Source organism: Nitrosomonas sp. (genome assembly GCF_043753625.1).
In the GTDB taxonomy this organism is placed as follows: Bacteria; Pseudomonadota; Gammaproteobacteria; order Burkholderiales; family Nitrosomonadaceae; genus Nitrosomonas.
Map to the genome: position 1 here is coordinate 1 of NZ_JAYUWI010000047.1, position 17,539 is coordinate 17,539.

Annotated in this window: 10 protein-coding genes and 1 tRNA gene; all 11 read left to right on the forward strand. The window is 45.8% G+C overall.

Annotated elements, in window-relative coordinates:
• Window positions 1-20 precede the first annotated feature (20 nt).
• A tRNA-Met gene (locus tag ACH10T_RS04495) sits at window positions 21-97 on the forward strand.
• 425 nt (window positions 98-522) lie between these two features.
• The gene (locus ACH10T_RS04500; RefSeq protein ID WP_394808128.1) at window positions 523-1,194 is read left to right on the forward strand and encodes a hypothetical protein; all 672 of its coding nucleotides are present in this window, start codon (window positions 523-525) and stop codon (window positions 1,192-1,194) included.
• Window positions 1,195-1,250: 56 nt separating this feature from the next.
• On the forward strand, window positions 1,251-3,347 hold the full coding sequence (locus tag ACH10T_RS04505) for an AAA family ATPase (protein ID WP_394808129.1): 2,097 nt from the start codon (window positions 1,251-1,253) through the stop codon (window positions 3,345-3,347).
• Window positions 3,348-3,455: 108 nt separating this feature from the next.
• Window positions 3,456-4,868, forward strand: coding sequence for a DUF2779 domain-containing protein (locus tag ACH10T_RS04510; protein WP_394808130.1), 1,413 nt, complete (start codon window positions 3,456-3,458; stop codon window positions 4,866-4,868).
• A 269-nt stretch (window positions 4,869-5,137) separates the two neighbouring features.
• A complete protein-coding gene (gene zorA, locus ACH10T_RS04515) occupies window positions 5,138-7,123 on the forward strand; it encodes an anti-phage ZorAB system protein ZorA (protein ID WP_394808131.1) in 1,986 nt (661 codons plus the stop codon).
• A gap of 13 nt (window positions 7,124-7,136) precedes the next feature.
• Window positions 7,137-7,853, forward strand: coding sequence for a flagellar motor protein MotB (locus tag ACH10T_RS04520; RefSeq protein WP_394808132.1), 717 nt, complete (start codon window positions 7,137-7,139; stop codon window positions 7,851-7,853).
• A gap of 3 nt (window positions 7,854-7,856) precedes the next feature.
• Complete coding sequence (locus ACH10T_RS04525) at window positions 7,857-9,557, forward strand: EH signature domain-containing protein (protein WP_394808133.1); 1,701 nt, start codon at window positions 7,857-7,859, stop codon at window positions 9,555-9,557.
• A gap of 2 nt (window positions 9,558-9,559) precedes the next feature.
• Window positions 9,560-13,369, forward strand: coding sequence for an SNF2-related protein (locus tag ACH10T_RS04530; RefSeq protein WP_394808134.1), 3,810 nt, complete (start codon window positions 9,560-9,562; stop codon window positions 13,367-13,369).
• A 93-nt stretch (window positions 13,370-13,462) separates the two neighbouring features.
• Window positions 13,463-15,874, forward strand: a complete 2,412-nt coding sequence (locus ACH10T_RS04535; RefSeq protein ID WP_394808135.1) for a type I restriction-modification system subunit M — start codon at window positions 13,463-13,465, stop codon at window positions 15,872-15,874.
• The gene (locus tag ACH10T_RS04540) at window positions 15,868-17,145 is read left to right on the forward strand and encodes a restriction endonuclease subunit S (protein ID WP_394808136.1); all 1,278 of its coding nucleotides are present in this window, start codon (window positions 15,868-15,870) and stop codon (window positions 17,143-17,145) included. Before ACH10T_RS04535 ends, ACH10T_RS04540 begins: the two co-directional genes overlap by 7 nt.
• A 38-nt stretch (window positions 17,146-17,183) precedes the next feature.
• Window positions 17,184-17,539 (forward strand): DUF262 domain-containing protein (locus tag ACH10T_RS04545; RefSeq protein ID WP_394808137.1); only part of this gene is annotated, 356 nt, incomplete at its 3' end.

A 17,539-nucleotide genomic window follows, 5' to 3' on the forward strand; every position in this document is an offset into this window, starting at 1 on the left:
TAACCTCGGCAGCGGTTAATGGTTGTGTAGCTCAGCCGGTTAGAGCACGGCACTCATAATGCCGGGGTCGGTGGTTCGAGTCCACCCACAACCACCAAAATTTAAGTAACAAAATCATATGCTTGCATGGAAACGAACCTCCTCGCGAGCATTTTTTTTGCCCTAAAATGCTCATGTGACAGTTTCTGTGACAGTTCTGTGCCAAAAACGCTCTCAAAAACCCCTCTGAAAAGCCCCAAAAACGACACCAGCATTCAAATGGGACAGTTTTTTGGCTTCTATGACCCTATCCCGCATTTTCTGTTGTCGGTGACACCATCGTCCATTTGTTGGCGCACGTTGATTTATCAACACGTCACTTATTGTGTCAGGCTTGAATCACACCCTGTCACGGCTTTTGTGACGTTTTTTCCATCGAAATGACACCAGTACCAATCCCGATTTTTGGGAATTTTCCACCGTCTCACCCTATGCGACAAACAGGCATCACCATGGGCTCCATCCATCGCGAGCCTTACGGATATGACCACAATTCATACAAAGTCTGTCGATTGCGCGGTCTGTTTTTCAGCGACAGAAATAACCTTGCTCGGCAGCACCAACGCATTCGGCTCCATGGACCTGGACATGCGTCCACCTCCGATGGAGCGAGACACTTTGCAGTATCAAATTCATCGATGCCCGACTTGTGGCTTTTGCGGGCCCCGGCTGGCGTGGTTCGAAGGGCTGGATGTCAGCTTGGTCAAAGATAGCAATTACTTGGCTATTCTTTCTGACAAAGCATATCCCGCACTGGCTAACCAATTCAGGGCGCATGCTTTCTTGTCTTCCATGGCCAATAACCAAGTGGCCGCCATTGGCGCCTATTTGAAAGCAGCTTGGGTTTGTGACGACTTGGGTACGTTAGAAGCAGTTGCCATTGCCTGTCGCCAACAAGTTCTAAATTCGATGAATGTTCTGCGTGGATCAGGAGGTTTCTATACCGACGATCTCATCACCGACCATGTCCTTAGAGCAGATCTGCTTAGGCGCTCAAAGCAATTTGATGTCGCAGTTCAGCACATATCAGCACTAACTAAGAAGAAGCTGCCTGAAGTGCTTCTCCAAATTCTGAATTTTCAAGCCCGGCTATGTGCTTCGAAGGATGACGCCTGTTACCAAGTCTCCGATGCCATGAGTGAAGTGGATAGTTAATGAGAGACGACATAAAAGTAGTTGGCAATTGATCCGAAAAATTCAGGAGCTCCTAAATGTCATCCATAGTTCAAGAAGAATCCATCACCGAACCGGAGTCAGGGCTTGCCCCCCAAATCCATCGGTGGATTTTGCGAATGCTTGTGCCACTGGGAGGCTATCGTCAGTTGATTGCATCGATTGGATATAGCAATGACTCTGTGGTCGATTACATTGGATTAAGTCAGCAAGCCGATTCAAGCGGCCCTACCTTCGATGCTCTCGCAGCACGAGCCCAGTTGCGTAAATTGTATTTGGAGGGCGAGGAAAGGTTTAAGACCGCACAATCGCCTTCCATGCTTAAGGCCAATCTGGCACGGCTGGCAGATTTGGTGGGTTTGAACGAGGTCGATTGTCAGATCCTGGCATTCGTCATTAGTTTGAGAACAGAGCGCATCCTCGATGAGGCTAATGAAACCCTCACGGGAATGTCTTCATCAAAAACAGTGAATGCCTTGTCGGTTATTTTAGGGCTCAATGAAAAAGACGTGCGTGACGCACTCGCTCCAAAAAGCAACCTGGCACGGTCCGGCCTTGTATTGTTGAATCGCCGTGAATCCGGTTATTTGACGAATAAACTGGAACTGATATCCAATGATTTTGCAGACCAGATGTGCTCGGGAGAAGCCGATCCTGTGTCTTTGCTTAGGGGCACAGTAAATATAGTTGACCCGCCGACATTATCGATAAGTGATTACAGCCATCTTCAATCGAATTTGGAGATACTTATTCCCTATCTAAAGCATGTTCATGAGACGCGCAAAAAGGGGGTCAATCTATTTTTGTACGGGCCTCCGGGAACCGGAAAATCGCAGCTCGCCAAAGTACTGGCAAAGGAACTTGATTGCGAACTCTTTGAAGTCGCAAGCGAAAATGCCGGTGGTTACCCAGTGGGCGGTATTGGCCGTCTTCATGCTTACTGCGTGGCACAAAGCTTCTTCGCGGTGAGGAAGTCGCTCATCTTGTTTGATGAAATGAGCGATGTCTTTGAAGACAATGATGAAGAATATTCAAGTCGAAGCACGGCCAATGTTAGAAAGGCCTGGATTAACCGGTTGCTGGAGGAAAACCCAGTTCCCGCACTGTGGCTATCCAATGGGTCGGAACGATTGGACCCAGCCTTTATTAGACGATTTGATATGGTCATCGAACTAGATGTCCCACCCAAAAAGCAGCGAAAGCAAATCATAGAAAAGGTATGCCATGACTTGGTAGATGCCGACACATCAGCCCGGATATCAGAATCAGAAGTACTCGCACCCGCAACCATTACGCGCGCCGCTGATGTCGTGAAGTCGATTCGACAAGAAATAGGCTTAGAAGCAAGCGGCCGCGCCGTCGAATTATTAATCTCCAATACGCTAGCGGCACAAAATCATCCAGGCCTGCGAAAGGCCGGAACGAATGCAAAGCCAGTTCACTACGACCCGGCATATCTCAACGTTGATGTGGATTTGAATCGCATTGCAAAAGGTGCAGTTGCAAACCGTTTCGGACGATTCTGTTTGTACGGCCCTCCAGGCACGGGCAAGACCGAATATGGTCGTTGGCTAGCAGAACAAATCGAGGCGCCTCTAGTCCTTAAACGTGGTTCGGACCTTCTCTCGAAATGGATCGGCGCCACCGAGAAAAATATCTCGAAAGCCTTTCAGCAAGCAAAAGACGACGGCGCGGTATTGCTGATTGATGAGGTCGACAGCTTTTTGCAGGACCGTAGAAATAGTTTGTCCGATTTCCGGGTAGGCATGGTCAATGAAATGTTGACCCAGATGGAATCGTTCGACGGAATTTTCATTGCCACCACCAATTTCATGACAGGCCTGGATCAGGCCTCGTTGAGAAGATTCGATATCAAGGTCAAATTTGATTACATCAAGCCCGCCATGGCTTGGGATTTGCTTCTGAAACAATGTGCGGCGCTCGGGATCTCGAGTCCAACACCAGAGCATAAGCGGCGTCTTGCCCGTCAAGCACAGCTGACGCCAGGTGATTTTGCTAATGTGGCACGCCAGCACCGTCTCTGTCCTATTTCCTCTGTGGATGAGTTCTTGGCCAGCTTGGAGGCAGAGTGCCGTTTGAAAGAAGGTGCCAAAGTAGCGATTGGCTTTGTTTAAGCGGAACTAGATTATTCACATATGCTGTCATGGGGGGTCCTAATGCGAGCTCTATCCAAATCCAAACTAGTAGCTTATCGACAATGCCATAAGCGGTTATGGCTCGAGATGCATCGCCCGGAAGTCAAAGAAGACTCCGCTCAAACTCAAATGAGTTATGACATTGGTCACGCTGTGGGTGAAATTGCCCAGCAAATTTATGGTGAGGATGGCAAGGCGATTTTGATTGAAGCGGACCGTCAGAACTTCAACAATGCCTTCACTAAAACGCAGGAGTCATTGCCCAAAAGAACCCCTATCTTTGAAGCAGGCTTCAAAATTGAGGGCGCACTGGCATTTGCTGATGTCTTGCTTCCCTTGGATGGTCCTCATTCCAACCAATGGCGCATGGTTGAAATAAAGTCCTCCACTTCCGTGAAGGACTACTACCACGACGATATTGCGATTCAATCCTTTATTGCGAAGCAAGCCGGTCTTGAGCTGCAATCCATTGCTCTGGCCCATGTTGATAACACTTGGGTTTATCAGGGCGATGGCAATTATCAGGGCCTATTGAAAGAAGTAGATTTAACTCAAGGAGCCTCCTCACGAGGAGAAGAGGTAAAGAATTGGATCAACGAAGCTCAAGTCATTGCCGATGAAACTAATGAGCCTTGCATTCGAACCGGCAAACACTGCCATGAACCCTTTGAATGTGGATTTCTTGCTTATTGTCAGTCCCAGGAACCACAGGCCGAATATCCTGCGAATTGGCTGCCTCGAATCCAGGCAAAAGCTTTGAAGCAAGCCATTTCAGAAATGGAAGTGGCAGACTTGCGTAAGATAGACGATTCACTTTTGAATGAAAAACAGCTTCGAGTGAAGCAACATTCGATTTCTGGAATGACTTATTTCAACGCAGTGGCAGCACGAGCCGAACTTGCCCGGTATCCGCTGCCCGCAGTGTTCCTGGATTTTGAAACCATCAATATGGCTGTGCCTATTTGGAAGGGAACTCGTCCTTATCAACAGATTCCGTTTCAGCTGAGTGCACACCTAATAGATGGCAGCGGACAGTTAGAGCAAAAATATTTTCTTGATATCTCTGGTCGAGATCCATCAGAGGGATTTATAACATCGCTAATTGATGTCAGTGGAAAAGAGGGTCCTATTTTTGTCTATAGTGGTTTTGAGAACACGCAAATAAAAGCATTGGCAGAAAGGTTTCCGCATCATGCGGCTGACTTGAACGCTATTTGTGGACGACTGGTGGATTTGCTCAAGATTGCACAAGAACACTATTATCATCCAAGCCAACAAGGCAGCTGGAGCATCAAGAAAATCTTGCCTACCATCGCACCAGAACTAAATTATGATGATCTGGACGGCGTTCAGGATGGTGGCTCTGCACAAGCAGCTTTCATGGAAGGCATTCACCCAGACACAGCCGTGGATCAAAAAACGGTAATAGAAAAGCAGTTGTTAGACTACTGTGCTATGGACACATTGGCGATGGTCAGGCTTTGGCAGTTTTTCAAATAATGCTAGTTTCAATAAAGGTTAGAGAAATCAATATCTAAAGTAAGGACTTCATATCCGAACATTTTCAGCAACCAGATAAAGCTGGGCAATGGGTCTTAAATTATGGTAATGGTCCGCAAATAGCTATTATTTGCGTATCATTCTCAAGTGCAGGGAAATTGAACTGTTTGGGCAAAGTAACTTTGAACATGCATCATGAATCAAAACGCTGTTTTCTTGATATAAATCCATTTGGTTTAAAAATAAATTAATTCACGAAGATACCCATTATGGCAATGATAGAAACACTTCCGCTTCACATCTATGTCTTTGGCTTCTTCCTGCTTGCATTGCTTGCATACTTCCTGGTTTCATTTTGTCGTCATGCTTATCAAGTTAACAGACAACTATCAGATGTAATTAATCAAATCGAGTCGTTGACCATCAGTTCGGCAGAGAGCCAACTTCAAAGCTTAAAATCGCTTTTCCAAAATGCAGGTAGTCTCAGACATCTTTGGAATGAGTACTCAGAAACCTTGCACAAGCAGTCTGAATTAGATACTAAAACGGCTCAGACCCGAATAACACGAATACGTTCGACAATGCCTGCAGAGATATATTTCAAGACGGATATTATTGTTGATACTCCTCTGCGTACTGATTTTTTCAAACATTTGCCTGGTTTGTTTACAGGCGTGGGTATTATCGGTACGTTTTATGGTTTATTAACTGGTCTGCAAGCATTCAAGATTACTTCAGACCAACATGTAATCCAGAACAGTCTAAATAACCTTTTGCATGGCGTTTTTGAAGCTTTTCTTGTTTCAGCAGCTGCAATCATTCTAGCAATGGTAGTGACTCTTCTAGAGAAACTTGTAGTAACTCATTTATATGAAAAAGTAGAGAAGCTGGTTCAGTTACTTGATGGGTTATTTGAAGCAGGCGCTGGCGAAGAATATCTCGCACGTCTTGTCAAGGCTTCGGAGTCAGCTGATAGTCAAACAAAGATCCTAAAAGATGCGCTTGTGGGTGATCTCAAGCAAATTCTTACTGAGCTTTCTGAAAAACAGATAGCAGCCTCTATCGCTGGAAATGCAGAACTTGGTGATCGCATAGGTGCAAGCCTTGAAGTCGGCTTAAGAGAACCATTGAAAGACATTGCTGAAGCATTTAAGGGGGTGAGAAGTGATCAGGGGACCGCAGTCCAGAGCATGCTTACAAATGTTATGAGTGCATTTAGCCAACAAATAAAAGAGCTTTTTGGCGACCAGATTGCCGGCATCAACAATCTGCAACAGCAAACAGTTCAGGCGTTGCAGGCCGCTGTCGTAAATTTGGAAAAAATGGCGTCAAATGTAGAGACCGCCGGGCAGCGAGGAGCATCGGCTATGTCTGATCAACTTGCTGAATCAATGGCGTCAGCGGAAGCACGACAAAGAATAATGAATGAGAAAATGGCAGAGTTTGTCGATCAGATTCGTCAGGCCATTTCCAATTCACAAAGTGAAACACAATCAAGTTTACAAAATACCTTGTCTGAAATATCAGACCGAATGGGTACAGTACTTGATGCATTGAGCATGCAAGTTCAATCAGCAACTGATTCCAATAGACAACAACAAGAATCTATGGCGATTGAAAGTAAACGAGTTGTGGGTGAATTTGGCGGCCAGGTGGATTCAGTAGTGGAGGGTGTAAATCGTGCAGTTGCTGAGATGAAAGCAGCTGTCGATGCTATGAGAAGTACGACAGTAGATGCATTGTCAAAACTGAATAGCGGTGCGGATACGCTCTATATTGCCGCAAGTGATTTCGCCAAGGCGGGACAAGGTGTGACCACCTCGCTCGATAAGTCCGCTACAGTCGCCAATCAATTGTCGCAAGCTGCTGGATCTGTAGCGGCGGCATCAACCGGCCTCAGTGGGGTTCTGGCAGATTACGCCGCTACGCGCGATTCCGTCGTCCAATTGGTAGGTTCCATGCAATTAATCGTTGAACAAGCCCGAAGAGAAGCCTCAATGACGAGCGACGTGCTTACCACTATTGATGGTGCAACTACGAAGCTAGTCACAGCGCAGCAAGAAGCCGATAAGTATCTATCACAGGTTTCCGAGGTAATTGGTGTAGCCCATGAATCTTTCGGTGCAGGTATGACGAAGGCACTGGGTGAGTCCAATCGTGACTTCCATAGAGCACTCTCAGAATCCGTCAAGCTTTTGCGTGAAGGTATCCAAGAGCTCGAAGCAACGTTTGAAGCTGCAACTACACGCAGATGAATAGGAAGTAAGCATGCTCGGTACGCGAGTGTCTCTCGGGAAGAAAACCAAAGAGGACGGCGAGAGACCATTTTGGATCTCTTTTGCCGATTTGATGTCTGCACTTATGGTTCTTTTTTTGTTGGTGATGAGTGTTGCACTACTTGCAGTGACCAAGACAATTACCGAGGCTGAACGTAAAAAAGTCGAGCGTGAGCAGGAGGTGGATCAGCTTCTGACTCAAATTGCATCGGCCACCAAGCAATTTCCGGGGATTTCTGTTGATCGAAATCGTAATGTTATTGATTTTGGGGATCGTGCCCGTTTTGAATCGGGCAGTTCTCAGTTATCAAGTGAGCAATCGGTTCTATTGAGGACAGTGGTTCCTGAGGTATTGGAAATAGCAAGAAACAAGCTTGGTAAAAAGTGGCTCAAGCGTATCGTTGTTGAGGGTTTCGCTGATAAGCGCGGTGATTATCTTTTAAACCTGAATCTAAGTCTTCAGCGGAGCCAGCGTGTTTTATGCGTTTTGTTAGACAAGCCGACTGTACAAGAGACCCCGATGACATCGACCGAACTTGGGCAGGTTCGTGATTTGTTTCTTGTAGGTGGTTATTCATTCAATTCAGCGAAAGATTCACTCGAAGGCAGTAGGAGAATCGAGTTAAGGCTTGAATTCTTTGCGATTGATGATGTTCGTCCCGCACAAAATGCCGCGCCTGCTGAAAATTTTGGTTCGTGTCGGATCTGATCTATGGACGCTCTCGAACGCCTCAAAAGCTCACTGAGTAGAATAAGTACAGCTTCGCTTAATGAATTGAATTTAAGTGACCACACTCGCTTAGATGCGGAACTTCCAAAACTTAAGGAATGGGTAGGTGGTGGTTCTGGTTTGGACGCTCCATCTGAAGACAGAATTGTGTCTGCAATTAAAGCGTTCCATAAAAACCTCACGTTTGATGGAATGAGCCAGGCACGATTGGTATCGTACGGCTGTACTCAATCCTTAGGCGATAAAAAATATCGACTTATAGAAGATCGAATCCGCTTTCCCAAACTACTTGAATATGTTGATGAGAATCGGGCTCATCGTCGTCCATTCAGAAAATGCTATCGAGGATTACTCCATGGATACTTCTCTTATGATCCCGATAGCATTGGATCAACAGCAGAGGGTCGGGAAAATTGGGGTGATCTTCGTGACTTTCTGGCGGATGCCCAGGATTCAATTGAAACCGACGGTAGCAACCCAGAGTGGATTGCTGCATTAAATGATCACAGCAATCTACTAAGTGAAAATCCTTGCGAGCCATATGGGCTGGCCGCACTTGAGGGAGATAGAACAGCTTTCGATGATATTCGTGAGCGCCTGGAAATCAACGATGATTCCTGGCTGATCCGGCGCCTTGTAAATGCACAGGTAGATGCAGCAGTCGGATTGACTGACTCCAAGTTCAAGTCTGTCGTGGACCCTTTGATCGACCTTTTGGACGAACATTTGCTATTGATCGATAACTCGTTAAGCAAGCTTATCAATCGTTATGCAAGTTGCAGGGAAATCGATAGGCAACCCAAGCTTCGAGACTTTTCAGTAACCCATTGGAAAAATCCGTGGTTAACTTCAAACGCGGCCCGATGGGGCTCAGTAAGGCCCGATGCCAAAGAAATGGTTTCAACTTGGTTGAAAGAGCAGTTGATTGGCCAGTTCTTTACATTGCTGTCTGAAGATGGTTCAAACGATACTCGACGCGTCAATTTCTGGAAGCAATATCATGATGAAATTCAGGACATGTATTTTGCCTTAGGTAGTAACGCCATACAAAATCAATCCCGCGACTTTAAAGAAATTCGCAAAGCCATGGATGGAAGGCTGTTAAGGCTCGAGGACGCTTCGGCAACTAGCAATGCATTTATAATGATGTTTCGTGATTTTGTAGTTGTTGAGTTCGGAAAGTCCGGAAATGCTGCCTTCATTTTCAAAAGAGAAAAACTGCCCTTTAAATTGACAAATTCTGTCCCGACTGTTGGACGATACGGGCTAAAGTCTCCTGATGGTCAAGCCTGCGACAAGTTGATCCATCAAGACGGAATTCGAGGTTATGCACGTTGGGAACAGCGCTTTGCCTATGAAATAACCAGAGTCATCGGGACCGAAAGAACGACCATCCAAATTCAACCTAGAACTGTTTCTGCGAACAAACCAGTTCCAGGGCAAGCCAGTGCCTCGCAGCCACGAAATACTTCGCCAGTTTGGCGGAGCGAACCGTTTTCTATGACCAACTTACATCGACTTGCATCCGAGCATGGCTTTGATGTCAAAGATAGTCGTCCAAAGGGTGGATCGCTTTGGGCTGAAATGCATGCTGGTGAATTTAATCAAAGAGCACGAGACATACTGATTTTATGGGGCTTTCGTTGGTCAGAGAATCGCGTTGCATTCTATAAAGGGGATTAAGTGTGTTTGATTGGATAAAGCGCCGAAATATCGAGAACGACGCTGTTGCAGCGCTTCGATTTCAACTTGAATTTGAAGAACATGGCCTGCGCTGGATACGAGTTTCAACAGAGACTCTATCAAACTGCGGACCTTTGGCAGCACCGATTCTTGAACAGTTGGAGAGCGATGGCCTTGCCATGATAGAAGGCGATGGATATTTCTCCGACTGGACCAACGCTTACGTAATAACCGGACACAATGAATATCATCAGGTGATGTCTGAAATAGCTATTCCACCGATAACAGTTATCTCACCCTCTTTAGAAAGTATAGGTGCACTCACAGATAGCGATTTTAGTATAGGGATTTCTGGCTGGAAGCGAACCGATGGAACCTCTGTACTTACGGAGCAGTTAGTTGGCCCAGTCTATCGTGTAGACGGCACTGCAAAATTGATTCCAGAGGCATCTTGGAAAGTACTGAGCCAGGTAATTGGTATTTGTCAAAGACAAACTGAAGAACGTACTGAAATCGTTAACAGACAAACATGGGGCCAGATCCGCCAAACAGCCATTCAGGCGGGATCACATCTAGATGACTTTCTTTATCGCTCAATCGTAATTACGCCGGAGAAACTTTTCATCGACCTAAACAGAGTCGATGTAAACGGAATGAAAGTCGTTGAAGTAACCCCATCTTTTCCCGGTTGTCCACCCCAATGGTTGGATCAGTTTGACCGAAGCTCGTCAGTACCAGATCGGTTTGATATCCCCACCGCGGACGGCGTTGTTCAAATAATACTAGGCTCCGCAGTTAAGTCTGTTTTACAGCAGGTAAAGAAAATGCCCGGAAGACGGGTGTCAGGTGTCAGAGCTGAGGCTTTTGTCATTAATCCATTTGCGGCCTTGGGCGAGGATGCTGCACAGGCGATTGATCCTGAACAATTTGAAAGTGCACGCAATTTATCGAACCTCGGTTTTGAACGATTTAGTGCCTACATTGAGCGGGATCCGCGCGGTACTCCCATTGTCATCGGATTATTGATAGAGACAGGGAAGCTTGATACTGATGGCCATCCGGTTTCTTTATTGGAAACATTTTCATCTGACGAAGAGATTGAAAAATTCATTAAGCAAACAAAAAGTCGGCTAGAGGGCGGTCTTCAATTAAGCGCTTGGCGTGACTATGAGTTTGAATTGTTCGGTGATACGGCCCTTGAACTGAATGCGTTACAAGAAGCGGTTGGCGCCAGAAGGCGCGGATACGTATTGGTTAGCTATTCACAAGTGTATGACCTCACTTCTTACTCATCCAGAATTGAAGAGATAGGAGCTCAGAAACCTTATTACTCACCCTACATTGCGAAAAAGGATGAGGAAGCTGGTTGGTTTCCTGAAAATGTAGTGCCAGCTATTGGATGGGTACCAAAAGATGATGGTGAAATTACGGCGGTTCCTTTTAGTCAGGAAATGAAAGAACAGATTCAGAAAATGCTAAAGGCCGCCATCGAATTGGGTAATGGTCAAATCGAAATTCCGGGATTACCAAGACCCATCCCCATTGACGAAGCCAATCGGATTATTCAGGCGATCATCGCCTTTCAGGCATCACAGGCTGAAAATCCGAATACTCCGATTGATAAGATTATTGAAGATGATGCAAAGACATCAAGAAAAGCGACCCCAACACTTGTAATCAAGGCAAATATTGAGAGCATTGATTATGAAGAATCTCGCAGGGAGCTTTTAAGTACATATTCTGATTCTCCAAGAGTGCCTGGCTCGCTTAAGAAACACGTACTACTGAAAGATCACCAGAAAACTGGGATAGCATGGATGCAGCATCTTTTCTCTCTTTCACCCGATAAGTGCCGTGGCGCAGTTTTGGCTGACGACATGGGGTTGGGGAAAACGCTGCAACTTTTAAGCTTTCTGGCAAGTGCATTTGAGTCGGAACCCAATCTTGAGCCGGCGCTAATTATTGCGCCCGTCTCCTTGCTAGAAAACTGGCAAGAAGAAATTAGAAACTTTTTTATGGAAGGTAGCTTGCCAGTAGCTACTGTATATGGAGAAAATCTTCAGTCACTGCGCCTCTCCAAGTCTGCAATTGATAAGCAATTATTAGACGAAGGATTGGTGAAATTCCTCCATCCAAACTGGATCGGGAATGCCAAAATCGTTCTGACGACTTATGAAACACTTCGAGACTTGGAGTTTTCATTTGCTGCCATCCGCTGGTCAGTCATGATTTGTGACGAAGCCCAAAAAATTAAGAATCCCAATGCCCTAGTGACTAGGGCCGCCAAAAAGCAGAATGTTCGCTTCAAGATTGCCTGTACGGGCACGCCGGTTGAAAATACATTAGCTGATCTGTGGTGTTTGTTTGATTTTGTCCAGCCAGGAATTCTTGGCGCGCTCAATGCCTTTGGTACTCGATATCGCAGGCCAATTGAAGCCAAAACGGATGAGGAAAAGCAGCGGGTTGATGAACTTAGAGAAATTATTAGTGCCCAAATATTGCGAAGGACCAAGAAAGACGTAGCAAAGGATCTCCCGGCCAAGATAATGGCGGAGGAGTGCCGCTCACTCTCTATCTCAAGCTATCAACTCGATCTTTATTATCAAGCACTCGAGCTCTTTAATAAAAGAAACGAACCCGGTGCCAGAACGCCATTCAAGAATCATCTCGGCTTGCTTCAGTATCTGAGAGTGGTCTGCACAGATCCGCGCGCCATAGGCAGTGAATCTTCCACGGTCGATAGCCTGGACGACTACAGGGCAAAATCGCCCAAGTTGGATTGGTTGGTTAAAACCTTGGCGGAAATCAAGAAACAGGATGAAAAAGCAATTGTATTTTGTGAGTTTCGCGGTATGCAGAGACTTTTAAAGCACTACATCAAAAACGCGATTGGGTTTGAGGCAGATATTATCAATGGTGATAGTGCCGCTTCGGCTTCGCACCAGTTTAGTCGGCAAAAGAGAATAAAAGCCTTTCAGGAGAAGCCGGGTTTCGGCGTGATTATTCTGTCACCCATAGCGGTTGGCTTTGGCGTCAACATTCAGGCAGCTAATCATGTCATTCACTACACACGAACCTGGAATCCCGCCAAGGAGGACCAGGCAACCGATCGAGCGTATCGCATTGGGCAGACGAAAGATGTTTTTGTCTATTACCCCGTAGTGACGGCCCCTGATTTCACGACATTCGACGTAAAATTGAACCAACTGCTTGAACACAAGCGTGAATTGTCCGAAGACATGCTTAATGGCGCCGGTGATATTGGTCTAGGTGAGTTCAACGTGACCGATGTGGTACCGAAAAATGTCTCTGCATTACTAAATAAAGCCATCACGATAGACGATGTAGCAACTCTTGCTCCAAAATACCTCGAAGGGTTTGCTGCGGCTCTCTGGAAGTCAAAAGGCTTTAGCAAGGTGTTCCGCACACCTGATTCCGGCGATGATGGTGTAGATGTCGTTGCTATTAACGGTAATGCCGGCGTCCTGATTCAATGTAAAAGTTCTACCGAATCAAGACGAGAGTTTTCTTGGGATGCCGTAAAAGATGTAGTAACCGGGCTGGCTTCGTACCGCCGCCGTTACCCCGGTATTGAATTTGAACTTGTTTGCCTGACGAACCAGCAATTTAATATTAAAGCCAGAGATCAGGCTAGGTTGAATAATGTATTGCTCATCAACCAACAAGACATAGTTCAGTTACTCAACCAACACACGATTACATTTTCGGCAATCGAAGGCTTTGTATTTAATACTTGGGCGGAAGCAATTGAAAATGCTGTCTTTGAAAGAATGGTCAGCCATGAGGGGTAGAAAGCAAAGCAGATTTCGCCGATATGCATCTTAAACAAGGTTATATGTGGTTCCGCTTTATACTGATAAACAAAATTAAACATCGAAAAGAAAATGGCCCTCAAAAAATCCGAACTATATTCATCCCTGTGGCAATCCTGTGACGAGCTGCGGGGCAGCATGGATGCCAGCCAATACAAAGACTACGTGCTGGTGCTGCTGTTTATCAAATACATCAGCGATAAATACGATGGCAAGCGGTATGCCCCTATCGTCATTCCGAAGGGTGCCAGCTTCAAAGACATGGCCGCACTGAAAGGTAAGTCGGATATCGGCGATCAGATCAACAAGAAAATCATCGCGCCGCTTGCAAAAGAAAATAAATTATCCGATATGCCGGACTTCAACGATGCCAATAAGCTCGGCACCGGCAAGGAAATGGTGGACAAGCTAACGAACCTGATTGCCATCTTTGAAAACCCGGCCCTCGACTTCTCCAGTAACAGAGCAGAAGGCGACGATATTCTGGGCGATGCCTATGAATACCTGATGCGCCACTTCGCCACAGAGAGCGGCAAGAGCAAGGGCCAGTTCTATACGCCCGCAGAAGTCAGCCGAGTGATGGCACAGGTATTGGGTTTGCGTGACGCAAAAACCACACCTGCTACAACCGTGTACGACCCAACATGCGGGTCCGGCTCACTCTTGTTGAAAGTGGCCGATGAAGCAAAAACCAAGCTAACGCTTTACGGTCAGGAAAAAGACGCCACCACCTCGGGTCTGGCGCGCATGAACATGATTCTGCATGACAATGCCGAAGCCATTATCGTGCAGGGTAATACCATTTCCGACCCGAAGCATAAAGATGGCGCGGGCCTGAAAACCTTCGACTACGTCGTGGCCAATCCGCCCTTCAGTGATAAACGCTGGAGCACGGGTATTGATCCACTTAATGACCCGTATGAACGCTTCAAGCATTTCGGTGTGCCACCAGGCAAGCAAGGCGACTATGCGTATTTGCTGCATATCATTCGTTCGTTGAAAAGCACCGGCAAAGGCGCCTGCATCCTGCCGCATGGTGTTTTATTCCGTGGTAATGCCGAAGGGGACATACGCAAGAATTTAATCCAAAAGCGATATATCAAAGGCATTATTGGCTTGCCGGCAAATTTGTTTTACGGCACCGGAATTCCTGCCTGCATTATTTTTATTGATAAAGCCGAAGCACAAACCCGCAAAGGCATCTTCATGGTCGATGCCAGCCAGGGCTTTATGAAAGATGGTCCAAAGAATCGCTTGCGCGATCAGGACATTCACAAAATAGTCGATGTGTTCACCAAGGCAATGGACGAGCCGAAATACGCACGCATGGTGCCCTTTGCTGAAATTGAAAAAAATGACTTCAATCTCAACCTGCCGCGCTATATCGACAGCCAGCAAGCCGAAGATATGCAGGACATTGCCGGCCACTTGCAAGGCGGCATTCCCGAAGCCGATGTCGATGCATTGAAGCCTTATTGGGAAGTGTGTCCACAGCTACGTAAAGCCTTGTTCAAGAAGAACAGGCCGGGCTATGTCGATGCTGCCTGTGAAAAAGCGGCCATTAAAACCACGATTTTCGCTCACCCTGAATTTATTGCTTTTACCAAAGGCATGAATGCGCATTTCACTGAATGGCAAACCAAAACCGCCGTGAAGCTGAAGAACCTAAAGCAGGGCTTGCATCCGAAAGAGCTGATTGGCGACATTTCCGAAAGCCTGCTCGCACATTATTCCAATAAGCCGCTGATTGATAAATACGACGTCTACCAAAGCCTCATGGACTACTGGGCGGAAACCATGCAAGACGATGCTTACCTGATAAGCATTGATGGCTGGAAGGCAGAAACCTATCGAGTTATCGAGACTAAGAAAGGTAAAGACGGCAAGCCAGGAAAGCAAACTGATAAGGGCTGGGCTTGTGATCTTGTGCCGAAATCATTCATTGTTTCTGCCTACTTCGCCAAAGAGCAAGCTGCAATTCATGCACTGAATGCCGAGTTGGAAGTCACTAGTGCATCACTTGCCGAGCTTGAAGAAGAGCACGGCGGTGAAGAAAGCTTGTTTGCAGAATTGGACAAAGTGAATAGGGCCAATGTTGTCGCACGTGTTAGAGAGCTGAAGGGCGACAAAGACGCTAAAGAAGAATTAAAAGCATTGAATAGATGGTTGAAACTCAACACCGAAGAAGCCGAGCTGAAAAGACGCGTAAAGGAACTGGAAGGCGAACTTGATGCCAAGGCATTGGCCAAGTATCCGAAGCTAAGCGAGAAAGAGATCAAAACCCTTGTGGTTGATAATAAATGGCTTGCTGAACTCGATAGTCGTATTCATGGCGAAATGGATCGTGTTAGTCAGGCCTTGACGCAGCGCGTAAAAGAGTTGGTTGATCGATATGAAACGCCACTGTCGCTAGCGACAAAAAGTGTTGCCGAGCTGGAGAAAAAAGTGAATGCGCATCTGAGAAGTATGGGGTTCACATGGTAGTAAAGACAGGATATAAAAATTCAGAAATCGGCTTAATTCCAAAAGACTGGAATGTGTCGTCTTTAGGCTCAATGTTAGCGACCTCACCTTCATATGGAATTAATGCTGCGGCAATCCCTTACGACTCGCGATTTCCTACTTATCTTCGTATTACTGACATATCTGAAGATGGAAGGTTCATAGAAGAGGAAAAAGCATCAGTAAAGCATTTGCTCGCAAGCCAATATATTTTGGTTGATGGAGATTTAGTTTTTGCACGTACAGGCGCGAGTGTGGGTAAATCCTATTTATATGATGTTGATGATGGTGAGTTAATCTTTGCTGGATTTCTTATTCGTGTTCAGCCTGACAAGAACAAATTAATACCTAAATATTTGAAATATTTTACTCATTCCAAACATTTTTTTCGTTGGGTAAAAGTAAATTCTATGCGCAGTGGTCAACCCGGTATCAATGGGCAAGAGTTTGCATCGCTCCCGCTGCCAACCCCCCCCACAGTTACTGAACAAAAAGCCATAGCTTCAGTACTAAGTGATGCTGACGCACTTATTAAATCCCTCGAACAGCTAATCACTAAAAAGCGCAATATCAAACAAGGCGCAATGCAGGAATTGCTCACCGGTAAAAAACGTCTGCCAGGGTTTAGCGGAAAGTGGAATCTGAAAAAGTTGGGTGATATTGCGGACCCAAATCAGAAGTGGAGTTTTACGGGAGGTCCATTTGGATCAAACTTGAAATCATCAGAGTATATTGATGATGGTGTGCGGATTATTCAGCTTCAAAATATCGGTGATGGTGAATTTCATAATGAATCGACTGTCTTTACATCGTATGAAAAGGCAGATGAGCTTTTAAGTTGCAATATATATCCTGGCGACATCATTCTCTCAAAAATGGGTGATCCAGTTGCTCGAGCATGCATCGTACCCCACTACCATGATCGCTATTTGATGTGTTCCGATGGGATAAGATTGACGATAGACCAAAAGAAATACAGTACCTATTTTGTGTATTTGTCGATCAATGCAACTGATTTTAGGACACGAGCAGCTAATGCGGGAACGGGATCTACCAGGAAGAGAATTGGCTTAACTGAGCTTCGCAATCTGGAGCTTAGCTGTCCTGGGCTTCCTGAGCAGAATTTGATCGCAAATATTATTTTCGATATGGATGCTGAGCTCGCTGAGCTCGAGCAAAAGCTCACTAAAGCCAAAAACATCAAGCAAGGCATGATGCAGGAACTTCTTACAGGCAGGACAAGGCTCGTTTAGTCAATCTGGAATTGATAATCTCATAACAGGAGTGAATTGTGGAAATTAAGGCGGACGTTAAAAGTATCGATAAGCTTAGAGATTATTTCTTCGTTGTGCCCGACTATCAGCGTGAGTATGTTTGGAAGACTGATGACCAGGTCGAACAGTTTCTGGTGGATATTGATAATGAGTTTGACCCGGCTGCCAATAAGCAAAGCAATTACTTTATCGGGTCCATTATTGTTGTCGAAAATAAGGATCACAAATACGATGTCATCGACGGACAGCAACGTCTCACGACCATTGTGCTCAGCCTGTGTGCATTAAGGGACTTATTGCAGAGTATTGAACTTGATGGCAACCAGACGAATTACTATGATTTGATAAAAAAATGGTTATCCGACTTCGACCC